At 41.5% G+C, this 17029-nt stretch carries 10 protein-coding genes and 1 pseudogene; 9 read left to right on the top strand and 2 right to left on the bottom strand.

The window, feature by feature from the left end:
* Positions 1–237: 237 nt before the first annotated feature.
* Both NCY30_RS05175 and NCY30_RS05170 read left to right on the top strand, forming a co-directional pair.
* On the top strand, positions 238–930 hold the full coding sequence (locus NCY30_RS05175) for an iron-sulfur cluster assembly scaffold protein (protein WP_006426700.1): 693 nt from the start codon (positions 238–240) through the stop codon (positions 928–930).
* A gap of 40 nt (positions 931–970) precedes the next feature.
* Positions 971–1981 (top strand): GGGtGRT protein, encoded by a 1011-nt coding sequence (locus NCY30_RS05170; protein WP_006426699.1) that lies wholly within the window; start codon positions 971–973, stop codon positions 1979–1981.
* Between the two features lie 322 nt (positions 1982–2303).
* On the opposite strand, the gene NCY30_RS05165 is transcribed toward NCY30_RS05170, so the two are convergent.
* Entirely contained in the window at positions 2304–6548 is a 4245-nt protein-coding gene (locus NCY30_RS05165; RefSeq protein ID WP_130096531.1) for a 2-hydroxyacyl-CoA dehydratase, read from the bottom strand.
* Between the two features lie 224 nt (positions 6549–6772).
* Between NCY30_RS05165 and NCY30_RS05160 the strand changes: the two genes are divergently transcribed.
* From NCY30_RS05160 to NCY30_RS05130, 7 genes are all read left to right on the top strand, one after another.
* A complete protein-coding gene (locus NCY30_RS05160; RefSeq protein ID WP_130096532.1) occupies positions 6773–7645 on the top strand; it encodes a rhomboid family intramembrane serine protease in 873 nt (290 codons plus the stop codon).
* A gap of 22 nt (positions 7646–7667) precedes the next feature.
* Entirely contained in the window at positions 7668–9110 is a 1443-nt protein-coding gene (gene pyk, locus NCY30_RS05155) for a pyruvate kinase (RefSeq protein ID WP_022416089.1), read from the top strand.
* 235 nt (positions 9111–9345) lie between these two features.
* Complete coding sequence (locus tag NCY30_RS05150) at positions 9346–10059, top strand: TrmB family transcriptional regulator (RefSeq protein ID WP_044919609.1); 714 nt, start codon at positions 9346–9348, stop codon at positions 10057–10059.
* Positions 10059–11333: a diaminopimelate decarboxylase gene (locus NCY30_RS05145; RefSeq protein ID WP_006426694.1), complete on the top strand. Its 1275-nt coding sequence runs from the start codon at positions 10059–10061 to the stop codon at positions 11331–11333. The genes NCY30_RS05150 and NCY30_RS05145 overlap by 1 nt, the downstream gene beginning before the upstream one ends.
* Positions 11334–11418: 85 nt before the next feature.
* Positions 11419–12060: a hypothetical protein gene (locus tag NCY30_RS05140; protein ID WP_044919606.1), complete on the top strand. Its 642-nt coding sequence runs from the start codon at positions 11419–11421 to the stop codon at positions 12058–12060.
* A gap of 298 nt (positions 12061–12358) precedes the next feature.
* Entirely contained in the window at positions 12359–15922 is a 3564-nt protein-coding gene (locus NCY30_RS05135) for a VaFE repeat-containing surface-anchored protein (RefSeq protein WP_173792204.1), read from the top strand.
* A gap of 106 nt (positions 15923–16028) precedes the next feature.
* The gene (locus NCY30_RS05130) at positions 16029–16505 is read left to right on the top strand and encodes a hypothetical protein (protein ID WP_055194123.1); all 477 of its coding nucleotides are present in this window, start codon (positions 16029–16031) and stop codon (positions 16503–16505) included.
* A gap of 138 nt (positions 16506–16643) precedes the next feature.
* On the opposite strand, the pseudogene NCY30_RS15320 reads toward NCY30_RS05130, so the two are convergent.
* Positions 16644–16814, bottom strand: a pseudogene (locus tag NCY30_RS15320) (helix-turn-helix domain-containing protein); the annotation flags it as partial.
* Positions 16815–17029: the final 215 nt, after the last annotated feature.

The following is a 17029-nucleotide window of genomic DNA, read 5'->3' as shown; positions in this document are numbered from 1 at the left end:
CTTTTGAAAGAAAACAGGTCGAAAGAGATATGAGAAGGTTCTTCTTCGGGAATGGTATTTCCCAGAGAAGAACCTTTTGCAAATTGTGCCAAAAAAAGAGAAAATTCCATATAAAAATGTAGAGAAAAATCAATTGACGAATGTCGAAATATATGAGAAAATAAATACAAGTATGGATGTTAAAGAGATAACAAACCTTACGATAAGCAAACTTACATAGTTGAAAGGAGTTTTAAAATGATTTATTCACAGGAAGTAGAAATGATGTGTCCGGTAGCTCAGGGTGCAAACCACGGACCAGCTCCGATTCCGGAAGAAGCAAAATGGGTTCAGGCTAAGGAAATTAAAGATATCTCTGGTTTTACACATGGTGTAGGCTGGTGTGCTCCTCAGCAGGGTGCCTGTAAATTAACACTGAATGTTAAAGACGGTATCATCCAGGAGGCTCTTGTTGAGACTATCGGATGTTCAGGAATGACACATTCAGCAGCTATGGCTTCTGAGATTCTTCCAGGAAAAACTATTTTAGAGGCATTAAACACAGACCTTGTTTGTGACGCTATCAATACAGCAATGCGTGAGTTATTCCTGCAGATCGTATACGGAAGAACTCAGAGTGCATTCTCTGAAGACGGACTTGCTATCGGAGCCGGACTGGAAGACCTCGGAAAAGGACTTCGTTCACAGGTTGGTACAATGTACGGAACATTAGCTAAAGGTCCTCGTTACCTTGAAATGGCAGAAGGATATGTAACAGGTATCGCTCTTGATGAGAACGATGAGATCATCGGATATCAGTTCGTAAGCCTTGGAAAATTTACAGACTTCGTAAAAGCTGGAGACACTCCAAACGAAGCTTGGGAGAAAGCAAAAGGACAGTACGGACGTGTTGCAGATGCAGTTAAGATCATCGACCCACGTAAGGAGTAATCTCAATATTTTAAGGTAATTTAATCAGGAGGATAAATTAATGGCTTTATTTGAATCATATGAAAGAAGAATTGATAAAATCAATGAAGTATTGGCTGGTTATGGTATTTCTTCTATCGAAGAAGCACAGCAGATCACAAAGGATGCCGGACTTGATGTATACAATCAGATCAAAGGTATTCAGCCAATCTGTTTTGAAAATGCATGCTGGGCATACATCGTAGGTGCAGCAATCGCAATCAAAAAAGGATGTAAGACAGCAGCAGAAGCTGCAGCAGCAATCGGAGAAGGACTTCAGGCTTTCTGTATTCCTGGATCAGTTGCTGATCAGAGAAAAGTAGGTCTTGGACATGGTAACTTAGGAAAGATGCTTCTGGAAGAAGATACAGAGTGTTTCGCATTTCTGGCTGGTCATGAATCATTCGCAGCTGCTGAGGGTGCTATCGGTATCGCAGAGAAGGCTAACAAAGTTCGTAAGAAACCTCTTCGTGTTATCCTGAACGGTCTTGGAAAAGATGCTGCAAAGATCATCTCAAGAATTAACGGATTCACATATGTTCAGACAGAATATGATTACTACACAGGAGAACTGAAAGAAGTACAGAGAATCTCTTACTCTGACGGACTCCGTTCTAAAGTTAACTGCTACGGTGCTAACGACGTACGTGAAGGTGTTGCAATCATGCACAAAGAAGGCGTAGACGTATCTATCACAGGTAACTCTACAAACCCGACACGTTTCCAGCATCCAGTTGCAGGTACATATAAGAAAGAATGTATCGAGCAGGGCAAGAAGTACTTCTCAGTAGCATCAGGCGGTGGTACAGGACGTACACTTCACCCAGATAACATGGCTGCAGGTCCAGCTTCTTACGGTATGACAGATACTCTTGGACGTATGCACTCAGATGCACAGTTCGCAGGATCTTCATCAGTACCAGCTCACGTAGAAATGATGGGACTGATCGGAGCAGGAAACAACCCGATGGTTGGTATGACTGTTGCAGTTGCTGTATCCGTAGAGGAAGCAGCTCAGGCTGGTAAATTCTAAGGAATGGCTTGAAATCAAACTTTGTGGTATGCTTGAAAGTAGTATGAAAAATAGAACTATTTGACTATTGTTTGATAGCATACATTTGACAACTGTTAGATGAAAAAAGAGGATAAATATCAAATCTCATTTAGTTGAGTGACAGATATTCATCCTCTTTTTTGCTACATTTTTTCGGTTTTTTCGTAACCTTCCGCCATTTAATTCTTCAGGCATTCGATACCCACGGAATAAAAGTTAGGAATCCTTTCCAGTGAATGTAGAGGATTCCTAACTTTTATTCCGGTCCGGGTAACCGTCGTCTGATGTATTAAATCTCCAATTATTTATTCAAATTCTTATTCGCCGTAGAAAGCATCAACTTCAGTCGATTCAATTGGTTAACTTCACTTGCACCCGGATCGAAATCGATCGCTACGATATTAGATTCCGGATAGCGTCTGCGAAGTTCTTTGATAACTCCCTTACCTACGACATGGTTCGGCAGGCAGGCGAATGGCTGTGTACACACGATATTTGGTGCACCACTGTGGATCAGCTCTAACATTTCTCCTGTAAGGAACCATCCTTCACCAGTCTGGTTACCAAGAGATACGATGTCCGAAGCCATCTTTCCAAGATCCTGGATCTTAGCAGGTGGTGTGAAGTGCTTGCTGGCCGCAAATGCTTCGGTTGCCGGAGCACGGAACCATTCCAGAGCTTTGATACCAAGATTAGCTGTTGTAGATTTTTTCTTTTCGAATCCAAGCTTTTCCACCTTGAAGTTCTGGTTGTAGAAGCAGTAGAGCAGGAAGTCCAGAAGATCCGGAACAACTGCCTCGGCTCCTTCGCTTTCCAGAAGATCTACCAGGTAGTTGTTGGCTGCCGGAAGGAATTTGACAAGGATTTCTCCAACGACACCAACACGAGGTTTCTTTATATCAAGTAATTCGATGTTATTGTCAAAGTCTTCAATGATTTCACGGCAGAGACGTTTGAATTTACGTCTGCTCGGATAGCCGTTTGATACAAAGTCCTGGCATACCTTTACCCATTTTCTGTGCATTGCATTGACAGAGCCTGGAACAGCCTCATATGGACGCAGACGGTATACACACTTCATGAAGATGTCACCAAATACTGCACCATAGATACCTCGTAAGATCAGGTTCGGAGTCAGTTTGAATCCTGGATTATCCTCCAGACCACTTAAGTTGATGGAGATGACCGGAATGTATCCGTAACCGGCCTTCTTAAGGGCACGGCGGATGAATCCGATGTAGTTGGAAGCACGGCATCCACCACCGGTCTGACTGATGATCACGGCAATCTTGTGTGTGTCATATTTACCGGAAAGGATAGCTTCCATGATCTGGCCGACTACCATCAGTGACGGATAGCAGGCATCGTTATTTACATATTTCAGTCCTACGTCAACGGCCTGTTTGTTGTCGTTCGGCAGAACCTGAAGGTTATATCCGGATGAATTAAATGCAGGCTCCAGAAGCTCGAAATGGATCGGAGACATCTGCGGGCAGAGAATCGTGTAATTCTTACGCATCTCTTTGGTAAATGCAACCTTTTTGATTGCGGAGGATTTGATCTCACGTTTATCCCCACGCTTTTCTCGGACTCGGATCGCAGCAAGCAGTGATCTTACACGGATTCTTGCGGCACCTAAGTTGTTAACCTCGTCGATCTTAAGAGAGGTGTAGATTTTGTCAGAATCGTTCAGGATGGATGCAACCTGATCGGTTGTAACAGCATCCAGACCACATCCGAAAGAGTTTAACTGGATCAGATCCAGATTATCTACAGTCTTTACATAGTTTGCAGCAGCATACAGACGGGAATGATACATCCACTGATCCATAACATTTAATGGATGCTCTGCAGGATTTAAGTGGGAGATCGAATCTTCCGTCAGAACTGCAATATTATAAGAGTTGATCAGTTCCGGGATACCATGGTTTACTTCCGGGTCGATGTGGTACGGACGTCCTGCGAGAACGATACCACGGTTGCCGGTTTCATTTAAGAATTTGATCGTCTCTTCACCTTTTTTCTGCATATCTTTTCTGCATGCAGCGAGTTCTTCCCATGCAGTATGAGTTGCTTTTTTGATCTCATCTGCCGGGATGTGGAACTTCTCGGATAATTCTTCAACCAGTCGGTAAGAAATCGTATCTTCACTGGCAAATGAAATGAACGGATGAAGGAAATCAACCTCTCCGTGTACGATCGCATCAATGTTGTTCTTGATATTTTCCGGGTAGGAAGTTACGATCGGGCAGTTGTAATGATTGTTGGCTTCGGCAAATTCATTCCTTTCATATGGAATACTAGGATAGAAGATCGTCTTAATGCCATTGTTGATCAGCCATTGTACATGTCCGTGTGCCAGCTTCGCCGGATAACACTCGGATTCACTCGGGATGGAATCAATTCCCAGTTCGTATACCTTGCGGTTGGATACAGGAGAAAGGACAACCCGGAATCCCAGTTTATTAAAGAATGTGAACCAGAACGGATAATTCTCGTACATGTTCAGTACACGAGGGATACCAATGAGTCCGCGAGGAGCATTTTCCTCTGCCAATGGTTCATAATCAAAATATCGTTTTAATTTATATTCAAATAAGTTCGGAAGCTTGTTTGTTGTTTTCTGTTTTCCAAGACCACGCTCACAACGGTTACCTGTGATGAACTTACGTCCGCCGCTGAAATGATTGATCGTCAGACGGCAGTTATTCGTACATCCCTTACATTTGGTCATGGTAGTAGAATATTCCATGGCTTCAATGTCTTCAATGGAAAGCATGGTCGTGCCTTCGCAGTCAACGTAACGCTCACGTGCGATCAGTGCAGCACCGAATGCGCCCATGATACCGGCGATGTCCGGACGAATTGCTTCGCAGTTGGCGATCTTTTCAAAGCTTCGCAGTACGGCGTTGTTGTAGAAGGTTCCTCCCTGAACAACGATGTGTTTACCGAGTTCAGATGCATCGGATACCTTGATAACCTTAAATAATGCGTTCTTGATTACAGAATAAGCAAGACCAGCCGAAATATCAGCAACCTCCGCACCCTCTTTCTGAGCCTGCTTTACTTTTGAATTCATGAAAACAGTACAACGGGTACCAAGGTCAATCGGATTCTTGGCAAATAATGCTTCGTGAGCAAAGTCTTCGACGGTATAATTCAGTGATTTTGCAAATGTTTCAATAAAAGAACCGCATCCGGATGAACACGCTTCGTTTAACTGCACGCTGTCAACAGTCTGATTCTTGATCTTGATACATTTCATATCCTGGCCGCCGATGTCGAGGATACAGTCTACGTCTGGCTCAAAGAAAGAAGCGGCGTAGTAGTGAGAGACGGTCTCGACCTCTCCTTCGTCCAACAAGAGAGCGGCCTTGATCAGCGCCTCGCCATATCCGGTAGAGCAGGAGTGGACAATTTCCACGCCTTCCGGCAGTTTGCTGTAAATGTCTTTAATTGCAGAAATCGTTGTACCAAGCGGATCTCCATCGTTATTATGATAGAAAGAATATAATAAAGTACCGTCTTCGCCGACCAGGGCTGCCTTGGTTGTTGTAGAACCTGCATCGATACCGAGGAATGCTTTTCCCTGATAAGTTGCAAGATCTTTGACTGGCACCTGATGTTTTGCGTGACGTTCCTCAAATTCCTTAAAATCTGCTTCCGTTGCAAACAGCGGCTCCATACGGTCTACTTCGAATTCCATCTTGATTTTTCCTTCCAGACGGCACTGCATATCGATGAGTGCCACGTCCAGATCTTTCTTGGAATTCAGAGCAGATCCGACTGCTGCAAACAGATGGGAATGTGTCGGGGCGATGATGTGTTCATCGTCCAGTTTCAGTGTGCGGATAAATGCTTCGCGCAGCTCAGAGAGAAAGTGAAGCGGTCCTCCGAGGAATGCGACGTGTCCGCGAATCGGTTTACCACAAGCCAGTCCGCTGATCGTCTGGTTGACAACTGCCTGGAATATAGAAGCAGCAAGGTCTTCTTTGGCAGCACCGTCGTTGATCAGAGGCTGGATATCTGTCTTGGCAAATACACCACATCGTGCGGCAATGGTATAGAGAGCTTTATAATTTTTCGCATATTCATTCAGTCCGGAGGCATCAGTCTGTAAAAGAGAAGCCATCTGGTCGATGAAGGATCCTGTACCACCGGCACAGACGCCGTTCATACGCTGCTCTACATTACCACCTTCAAAGTAGATAATCTTGGCATCTTCCCCGCCAAGCTCGATAGCAACGTCTGTCTGAGGTGCATAGTCCTGAAGAGCAGTTGATACGGCGATAACTTCCTGTACGAATGGTACTCCAAGGTGTTTCGCAAGTGTCAGTCCGCCGGAACCGGTGATGACCGGTGATGCATGGACAGGACCTAATTTATGTATCGCTCTTCCTAACAGATCGGAAAGAGTTTCCTGGATGTTAGCGAAATGCCTCTCATAATCAGAAAATACCACTTCATTATTCTCATCTAATATGGCAATCTTTACGGTCGTAGAACCGATGTCGATACCAAGTGTGTATAATTCCTTTTGATTCATATTATGTAACTCCTTATCATGTTAAAATATATGTCTTTCTTCTTATTAAATGCATTTTGCTTAATTGTGACCTGTAACATTATACGACAAAAGTGGCCAAAAGACAATTAACAAATGTTGAAGATATGTTAAAAAGAGATGAACTTTACTTGGCATAATTGACAAATATCTCTCAGGAAGGTAGAATATCTACAGTGTGAGAATAAACATAAAGGAGCAGTTATATGAACAATTGGTTAGACAAACTTGAACGGAAATTTAGCAGATATGCGATTCCAAATCTCATGACTTATATTATAATATTATATGCAGCCGGATTTGTGCTGAATCTGATCAATCCGACGTTCTATAGCCAGTTCCTGAGCCTGGATGCCGGTAAGATTCTTCAGGGGCAGATATGGAGAATCGTTACGTTTATTATCCAGCCTCCATCTGACAGCCTGATTTTTATTGTATTTGTACTGTATCTCTATTATATGATAGGGAAGCAGTTAGAGGCAGCGTGGGGGGCTTTTCGTTTTAATCTGTATTTCTTTTCGGGAATGCTCTTTATTGTAATAGGAGCCATACTGGCATATTTACTGACAGGCGCTGTGTTACCGATGGATACATGGTATCTGAATCTGTCGCTATTCTTTGCATTTGCGGCACTCTACCCGGATATCCAGTTGTTATTGTTCTTTGTCATACCGATCAAGATCAAATGGCTGGCGATGCTGGATGGTCTGTATTTTGTGTATGCGATCGTACAGGCTTTTCTTCCGGCCTACGGCGGAGGTGACTATGGCATATATTATAAGGCGAATGCACTTGCTGCGTTCATCTCGATCCTGAACTTTATCATTTTTTTCTTAAGTTCACGGAATATGAAGCCGTATTCACCGGGCCAGATGAAGAGAAAGAATGATTTCAAGCGCAAGATGAGACAGGCAGAAAGACCGGTGAATGTCTATGCAAATGGAGCAAAACACAGATGTGCAATCTGCGGAAGAACAGAAATGGATGATCCGAATCTGGAATTCCGGTATTGCTCAAAATGTAATGGCAATTATGAATATTGCCAGGATCATTTGTTCACACATACACATGTTAAATAACTAAGAGAGGAATAGGGAAAATATGAAAAAAACAAAGATTATCTGTACAATGGGACCAAATACCAACGATGAATCTCTGATGAGAAAGTTAGTCCAGAATGGAATGGACATCGCAAGATTTAACTTCTCTCATGGTGATCATGAGGAGCAAAAAGGTCGTATGGATATGTTAAAGAAGATCCGCGAGGAAGAGAACAAACCAATCGCGATTCTTCTGGATACAAAAGGACCTGAGATCCGTACAGGTGTATTAAAAGACGGAAAGAAAGTACAGCTTGAAGCAGGCGAGACATTTACCCTGACAACAGATGAGATCGTAGGAGACAATAAGATCGTATCTATTACATATAAAGGTCTGGTAGAAGATGTCAAAGCCGGAAGCACAATCCTGATTGATGACGGTCTGATCGAGCTGAAGGTAAAAGATAAAAAGGGCAATAACATCAACTGTGAAGTTGTCAATGGCGGTGAACTTGGAGAGAAGAAGGGTGTTAACGTACCGAACGTAGCAATCCGTCTTCCTGCTATCACAGACAAAGACCGTGACGATCTGAAATTCGGTGTAGAACAGGGCGTAGACTTTATCGCTGCTTCTTTCGTAAGAAATGCAGAATGTATCCTGGAGATTAAATCATTCTTAAGAGAATGTAAAGCTCCATATATTCCGGTTATTGCCAAGATTGAAAACTTTGAGGCAATCAAGAACATCGATGAGATCATCCGCTGTGCAGACGGAATCATGGTAGCCAGAGGTGATCTTGGTGTTGAGATTCCTGCCGAAGAAGTTCCATACCTTCAGAAAACAATTATCCAGAAATGTAACGATAACTTCAAACCGGTTATCACGGCTACACAGATGCTGGATTCAATGATGCGTAACCCGCGTCCAACAAGAGCAGAGGTTACAGACGTTGCCAATGCGGTATACGACGGAACAGATGCAGTGATGCTTTCCGGAGAGACCGCACAGGGTAAATATCCATTAGAAGCACTGCAGATGATGGTTCACATTGTTGAGAATACAGAGGAACACCTGGACTATGATATGATCCTCAGAAAAGCTGGAGAACACAGACTTAAGAGCGCATCCAGCGCACTTGCACATGCGACGGTAACAACAGCAAATAACCTTCGTGCAAAATGTATCGTAACACCTACTGTATCCGGTGCTACAGCAAGAGTTGTATCTAAGTTCAAACCAAAGACAGGTATTATCGGTATCAGCCCAAATGAAGCAACGCTGAGAAGAATGCAGATCAACTGGGGTGTCAGACCACTGAAATCAGTTGCAGTATACACAGCAGAAGATATCTGTGATAATGCGATCGATCTGATCTGTGCAAAACAGCTTGCAGAAGCAGGAGATATGGTTGTGTTAACACTTGGAATTCCATCTACGAATGTATCTGAGAACAGAACCGTAAGCAATATGATGAGAATCGCTATGGTAGATGACAGAAAATAGAAGATTATAAATGAGCATGGCAATACAGAGAACTTGTCACCGGCAACTTCTCTTGCATACTTTGGTATAGAAAAACAGAAAGCAAAGGGGCTTGAAATATTCGGGTCTGAAGCTTTCTGTTTTTTTGATTGTTTTCCAGTTGTTTTTGAGAAAGATTCTCCTTGACATACAGAGAAAATTCACTTATAGTGTTCCTGTAGAGAACTACTAATGAACCCAGAGGTGAATGATTAAGATGGAACAGACATCATTTACAGAGCGCCTGATGGAATTCGGACTTACAAGACAGGAGGCAAGCATTTATCAGTGCCTGCTGACAGAGGGAAAGGTAACAGGGTATGAGGTTGCAAAACAGACAGGAATATCCAGGTCTAATGCATATAATTCTCTGGCAAGTATGACAGAGAAAGGTGCGGCATATCTTGTGGAAGAGGCAAGTACCAGGAAGTATGTGCCTGTCCCGCTCAACGAGTTTTGCAAGAATCGTGTCCGCAAGCTGGAAGAATCCGCAAGATGGCTGCAGGAACATATGCCATCGGAAAAAGCATACGCAGAAGGATATATTACGATCGAAGGCGCAGAGAATATACTGAATAAGATAAAAAATCTGTTATCGCAGGTAGATCAGAGAGTTTATATCAGCTGTACAAGAAATTATCTGTTACTTCTGATCCGGGAACTGGATGCACTGATGGAAGCGAGAAAAAAGGTTGTGATCATTACGGATCAGCCGGCAACTTTCCACAATGCAAAAGTATATCTCGGAGAGAGCAGAGGAATGCAGGTCGGAGTCATTGCTGACTCCAAATATGTACTGACAGGTGAATACGGAGAAGGAAGCATGAATACGTGTCTTTATTCCGGACAAAAAAACTTTGTGGAATTATACAAGACAGCACTTGCGAATGAGATAAAATTATTATCGATACGAGAGGAGAACAGAGATTGATGAAAAAAGAACCATTTGTAACAAAAGCACAGTTGGATGAGATAATCAAAACATATCCGACACCATTTCATTTATATGATGAAAAAGGAATGCGTGAGAATATGAAAGCCTTAAAAGAAGCGTTTTCATGGAATAAGGGATACAGAGAATATTTTGCAGTAAAGGCAACACCGAATCCATTTCTGATCAATATTTTAAGAGAATACGGATGCGGATGTGACTGTTCTTCTTATACAGAACTGATGCTTTCCGATGCGATCGGGGCAACAGGAGAGGATATTATGTTTTCTTCGAATGATACACCTGCAGAAGAATTCGTACTGGCAGATAAGCTGAATGCGATCATCAACCTGGATGATATCACACACATTGATTTTCTTGAAAAAGCAATCGGACATATTCCGGAGACTATCAGCTGTCGTTACAATCCGGGCGGAATGTTCAAGATCAGTAATGATATCATGGATAATCCGGGAGATGCAAAATACGGAATGACAACTGAACAGCTATTTGAAGCTTTCAAAATTCTGAAAGCAAAAGGAGCAAAAGAATTTGGTATCCATGCATTCCTTGCAAGTAATACCGTAACAAATGAATATTATCCGATGCTTGCGAAAGTACTGTTTGAAGTTGCGGTAAAACTTCAGAAGGAAACAGGTGTACACATCAAATTCATCAACCTGTCCGGTGGTGTAGGTATTCCTTACAAACCAGATCAGGAGCCGAATGATATTCGTGCGATCGGTGATGGTGTCCGCCGTGTATACGAAGAAGTACTGGTACCTGCAGGTATGGGAGATGTCGCAATCTATACAGAGATGGGACGTTTCATGATGGGACCTTATGGATGCCTGGTTACAACTGCAATCCACGAGAAACATACACATAAAGAATACATTGGTGTAGATGCATGTGCGGTTAACCTTATGCGTCCGGCAATGTACGGAGCTTACCATCACATTACAGTAATGGGCAAAGAAGATACACCTTGCGATCACAAATATGATGTGACAGGATCTTTGTGTGAGAACAATGATAAATTTGCAATCGATCGTATGCTTCCGAAGATTGATATGGGAGATATACTGGTGATCCATGATACGGGAGCACATGGCTTCTCTATGGGTTACAATTACAATGGAAAATTAAAATCCGCAGAGGTTCTTCTGAAAGAGGATGGATCTACACAGCTGATCAGAAGAGCGGAGACGCCGGCAGATTATTTTGCCACATTTGATTGCTTTGATATTGGGAAAAAGCTGATAAAAGAATAGTTTCCAGTGTGAACAAATCTGGTATAATGATAGTATCTTTCTGATAATGGAAAGATACTATCACTTTTTAGAGGAGGATAAATTTATGAGGAAACGGGGCGTGTTGGCAGCAATGCTGACAGGAGTAATGCTTGTGTTGTGCGGATGTGGAGGCATGACGACAGATGAAGCAAAGGATTATGTAAAATCTGCACTGGATGCCGGTTACAAGGCAGAATTTAAAGAATATGCAGAAATAACAGACTCCACAGAAAAAGAGGCAAAGAAAGAATACGAGACAAATCTTGATAACAGTATGAAGGAAGCCGGATTTGATGAAACAGGTGTTTCAGATGAATTGAAGGCTAATTATCGTAAGCTTTTTGAAAAAATGTTAAAATCTGCCAATTATAAGGTTGGAGAGGTAAAAGAAGCTGGAGATGATGAATTTAAGGTATCCGTAGAAGTTCAGCCATTTACAGCATTTTCCACAGTATCTGAAGAACTTGACAATTGGGTAACAGATACATATTCAAATATCGAATATGTCCCAAGTGATGAAGAACTGAATGAAGCGATCATGAAAAAGATGTATGAACTTATGGATGAAAAAATGAATAATCCGACATACGGTGATAAGACTACTGTAACTGTCAATGTAAAAGTTGATAAAGACGGAGCTTATTATATTCCACAAAAAGATCTTACAGCAGTAGACGATGCACTTTTCCCGGAAGATGCACTTTAAAAAGTAATATACTGCTAAATAATAATTTAATAACACAGGTTTTAGGGATTGACATTCTTAGAACCTGTGTTGTATTATATACGAAAATACTTGAATGACATTCAGTTATTCAGTCTTTAATATCAATAAATGTTCAAAAAAGGCAGATCAGAATTCTTATATGATGTTGCCAGACAATCCATTTATATTTGTAAATATGTAAGAAAGTAATCCGGTAAAATGAACGTTGTTTTTTGAAGGGAGGTAGTGACAGCGGTCGGATTAATATTATAAATGAAAAAAGAAAGTGAGGAAACATATGACAAAGATGCATAGAGGCAAAAAGGCCGCAGCTTCTTTGATGGCAGGAATTTTATTGTGTCAGATGTTTGTTTTTGGTGTGTCAAAGACTTCTGCAGATGCCAGAGAAGTTGCAAAAAAGATGAGTTTTGAAGTTGTTGGAGAAGGAATAGTAACAGTGACAGATACAGCAGAAAGAACGCAGGAGATTACATCCGGAAGTGTGATAGAAGTACCAAAGGGAATGTGTGTGCGCGTACAGGCCGAATCCCCGAAAGAAACGGATATTGCAGTACATGTGTTGGATAAAGACGGAAATTATGAGTTGGAAGATGTATCAGAAGTGCAGGGAAAATGTTTCTGGCGAGACGTCACTGCTATGGAATTGGAGAAGAAAGTTGTAGTTACTTTCGGTAAAGAAGATAAGAAAATAAGAGCAGTAAGAACAGGACAGACACGTGGAAATTATAATAAACCGGAAGCAGGGGATGTGTTTACCGGAAATTGTGTAATCACTGCTGTAGATGGGGGAAATGGACATACCGTACATAGTGTAACGATAGGCGGATTTACCGGAATCCTGGCTGGAGTAACAGCTACTGGTGGCTGTGCGGATCACACAGCTGCGGCTCCGTATGTTGGCCAGGAGTATACATACAGATATACGGTTACCGGAGTTAATAAAGTTACCGGCGAAGTGATGGGGAATCTGTATTGTACCAGTGTTACAGGATCGACGGATGGCGTAACAAAAGACAGTGGCGGAAGACTGATCGGATATCAGAGAATCAGTGGTTCTGCGTTGATCTACAGAAATTACAGCGGCTATGCGAAATTAAAAAAGGGGAAAACACAGACGGTGCTTACGAATGGGAATCCACAGTATTCTCTGGAAGACGCATGCTATGGAATTTACAAAGATCGGTCGGCGACCAATGAAGCAGCGACATTTACGACGGATAAAGAAGGAAATTCTAACACTGTAGAACTTGAAGAGGGAACTTACTATGTGAAAGAAAAGAAAGCGCCGAAAGGATACCGGCTGGATGAAACGGTTTATCCTGTGACTGTTGTTTCCGGCCAGACTGTTTCTGTAAACGTGAAGGATGTGCCGGTGTACTCGGATATGGAACTTATTCTTGAAAAGATTGATCAGGAATATAAAGCAGGAAAATCACATGGGGCAGGAAGTCTGGAGGGTGCCGAATTTACCGTATGTTATTATGCAGGCATATATGATCAGGCTACACTTCCAAAAACGCCGGACAGAACCTGGGTCTTAAAATCGAAAAAAGAAAAAGATAGATATGAAAGCAGATTGAATAAAGATTATCAAATTAGCGGGGATGATTTTTATTATGCAGAAGATGGAAAGATTCCGGTACTTCCGCTTGGAACGATCAGTATTGAAGAGACAAAAGCACCGGAAGGATATTCACTGGACGGAGCGTATATAGAAAGTGTAGAAGGGAAAACAGAGGGCACATATTATCTGACTAAAATTATACAGGACGGAAATCTTGCGAAGATACAGGGAGGCAATACATATAAAATTGCGGATCGTATATTCAGAGGAGATATAGAATTTCAGAAGAAAGATGAAGAAACACAAGAATCTATGGCAGGAATTCCGTTTCGAATCACATCTGTAACGACGGGAGAGAGCCACATGATTATGACAGATGCGAATGGATATTTTTCATCGGCCTCCAATTATGTAAAACACAGTGAAAATACCAATACAGGTCAGGCAGAAAGCGGAATTTGGTTTGGGCTTAATAGCGGCGGAGAGATGTCGGAAGTAAATGATGATAATGGTGCATTTCCTTATGATACTTATAAAATGGAAGAACTACGCTGTGGACAAAATGTGGACAAAGCATTGTACAAAGGAACATTTAAAATTTCCCGTGACAATTATATATTAGACTTGGGAACAATTATGAATCCTGATCTTGTGATCTCTACAGTGGCGAAGGATGAAGAGACAGGAACTCATTATTCTAATGCAGATGAGAGTGTAACGGTGATAGATACGGTTACTTATACAGGCCTTAAAAAGGGAAAAGAATACGTCATGAAGGGAATACTGATGGATCACAAAACGGGGGAGCCTGTTCTGGATTCAAAAGGGAAGAAAATATTCGGATTGCAGAAATTCATTCCTAAAACAGCAAAAGGCAGTGTGGAAGTAGAGTTTAATTTCGATGGAAATACATTAGCAGGAAAAAATATTACAGTGTTTGAAGAGTGTTATCTGAACGAGGAGCTGATCGCGGTACATAAAGATATTGAAGATGTCAGTCAGATGATACATTTTCCGGAATTGAAGACTTCTGTGAAAGACGATCAAACGGGAATACATATTATAAAGTCTGAAAAGGATATGCAGATTACCGATACGGTAGAATATCATAATTTAAAGAAAGGAAAGAAATATAAGATTACAGGAATCTTAATGGACAAAGATACCGGAAAGGCAGTAAAAGATGCAAACGGTGAGAAGATAACATCAAGTGTGGAGTTTGTTGCGGAAGATACGGATGGATCGGTAGATGTAAAATTTAATTTTGATGGAACGAATCTCGGCGGGAAGATACTGGTGGCATTTGAAAAGCTTTATTATGGCGAGAAATTATATGGTACACATGCGGATCTGGAAGATGAAGAACAGACTATGTATGTACCAGAGGTGGAAACGGTTGCGCTTAATAAAGAGACAGAAACGCATCATGCACTGGCAGATGGAACTGTAGAACTGCTTGATACTGTAAAATATAGGAATCTGCTGCCGGGTAGAAATTACACATTGCACGGAATGATCGTAGAAAAAGAAACGGGAAATCCGGTGAGTGAAGAAAGGACATTAGAATTTGTTCCGGAAAAATCAGAAGGAAGTGTAGAGCTTAGATTTGAAATCAGCGCCGATGAGCTGTGCGGAAAAACGATAGTTGTGTATGAAGAAATCAAAGCAGACGGTAAGAGCATAGCAGAGCATAAAGACCCGGAAGCGAAAGAACAAAGCATTTATTTCCCGGAAATTGGTACAAAAGCGTTGGACGAGAACTCAAAGACACAAGAAGGAGAGGCAAAGGAAAAGCAAAAAATTATAGATCAGATAACTTATAAGAATTTGTTGCCAGATGAAACCTATGTTTTGAAAGGTGTTTTGATGGATAAAGAAACCGGAAAAGAATTAGTTGATGAAAATGGAAAAAGAGTGACTGCCGGGATATCTTTTGTTCCAGAAAATGAAGAAGGAACGATTGAGATGACATTTGAACTGGATGCACGCAGGTTGGCTGGAAAATCAGTTGTAGTATTCGAAAGGCTTTATGATGAAGAAGAACACTTGATCGCAAAAGAAGAAGATATCGAAAATGCAGATCAGACTGTTTTGTATAGAAAACAGGAAATTCCGAAAAATACAATTGTAGAAAAGCCGGGGCATAATTCAAAGGAAGTTCGAAAATCTCCAAAAACAGGTGATGAAAATCGTATGGATTTATGGCTGGTAATGTTGTGTGCGTTTGGAATTGCAGTGGTAACAGAAATTGTAATTTATAAAAGAAGAAACAGATAAATATTTTATTGCTACCTAAGGATATGAACATTTTTTGTCTCCGTTGGTGTGCTATTGCCGGAAGTACAATATAAGTAACGGTGCAAGTAGAGGCGTTGTAGTTCATATGAAAGAAATCGGTAATAAAGAATACAAGAACATCAAGAAGGACACACTGATCGGAACCACCGGACAGAACAGAAGACTGGAAGCGATCCGGATCACCGGAAAGGAATCTTTCTATCTGTACAGAGTCCACCAGAAGAGTATTGGCTGGTCAGAATGGGCCAACAACGGAGAGTGGGCTGGTACGACCGGAAAAGGACTGCAGATGGAAGCACTGGAGATTAAGAAATCCATGTTCTCCGTCGAACCGCACGTACAGAGCAAAGGATGGGTGGATTACGGCATGATTACCAAAGATACGATTATCGGAACCGTAGGCGAAAAGAAACGTATCGAATGCTTATGCTTTGAAGGTGACTTTGAATATCGTGTTCATATCCAGAACTCCGGATGGACAGACTGGACAAGAGCCGATGGAGTAGCTACTCTTGGAACCGTAGGCCAGGAACTTAGAATCGAGGCTATTCAATTTAGATAATTGGATGGGATAAAACTGGCAGCAGTGAAGAGTGTGTTCTGGTATGACTATTTTTTTACGTTTATTGACTGCTGCCAGTTGCTGTTTTTCTTTAGGAAATTTGTGAACGGTCTTGCTGATATCAGTGATATAATTCATATCTACGTTATAGAACTGAGCCAACTTAATAAGTGAGTCTACAGGGATTCGTGTTTTGCCAAGTTCATAATCAGCATAGGTGTTCTGTCCAATATTAAGTAATCCTGCAATACGGGATTGCGTATAATCATTATCTTCACGTAATGCACGTATGCGTTCTTTGTAATCCATAGAAATTCACCTCAAAGATATTTGTCTAAGAGGAATAAACTCTATTGACGTTAGAGTTATAAACTCGACACTGAGAGAATAATCAGTATGACAAATTCTCTACCTAAATCAAAAGATCAGTTCGAGTATTGGTTGGGAGCGTTGCCGTTTTATAATAATGTAAAGGCAGAAGGGATTGGGCTATAAATGGATATATGTTATAATAAACATAATAT

Source organism: Dorea sp. MB18-49 (assembly GCF_023669465.1).
GTDB lineage: Bacteria > Bacillota > Clostridia > Lachnospirales > Lachnospiraceae > Dorea_A > Dorea_A longicatena.
Note: the sequence above shows the minus strand (reverse complement) of the source record. Positions and strands in the feature narration are given on the sequence as shown.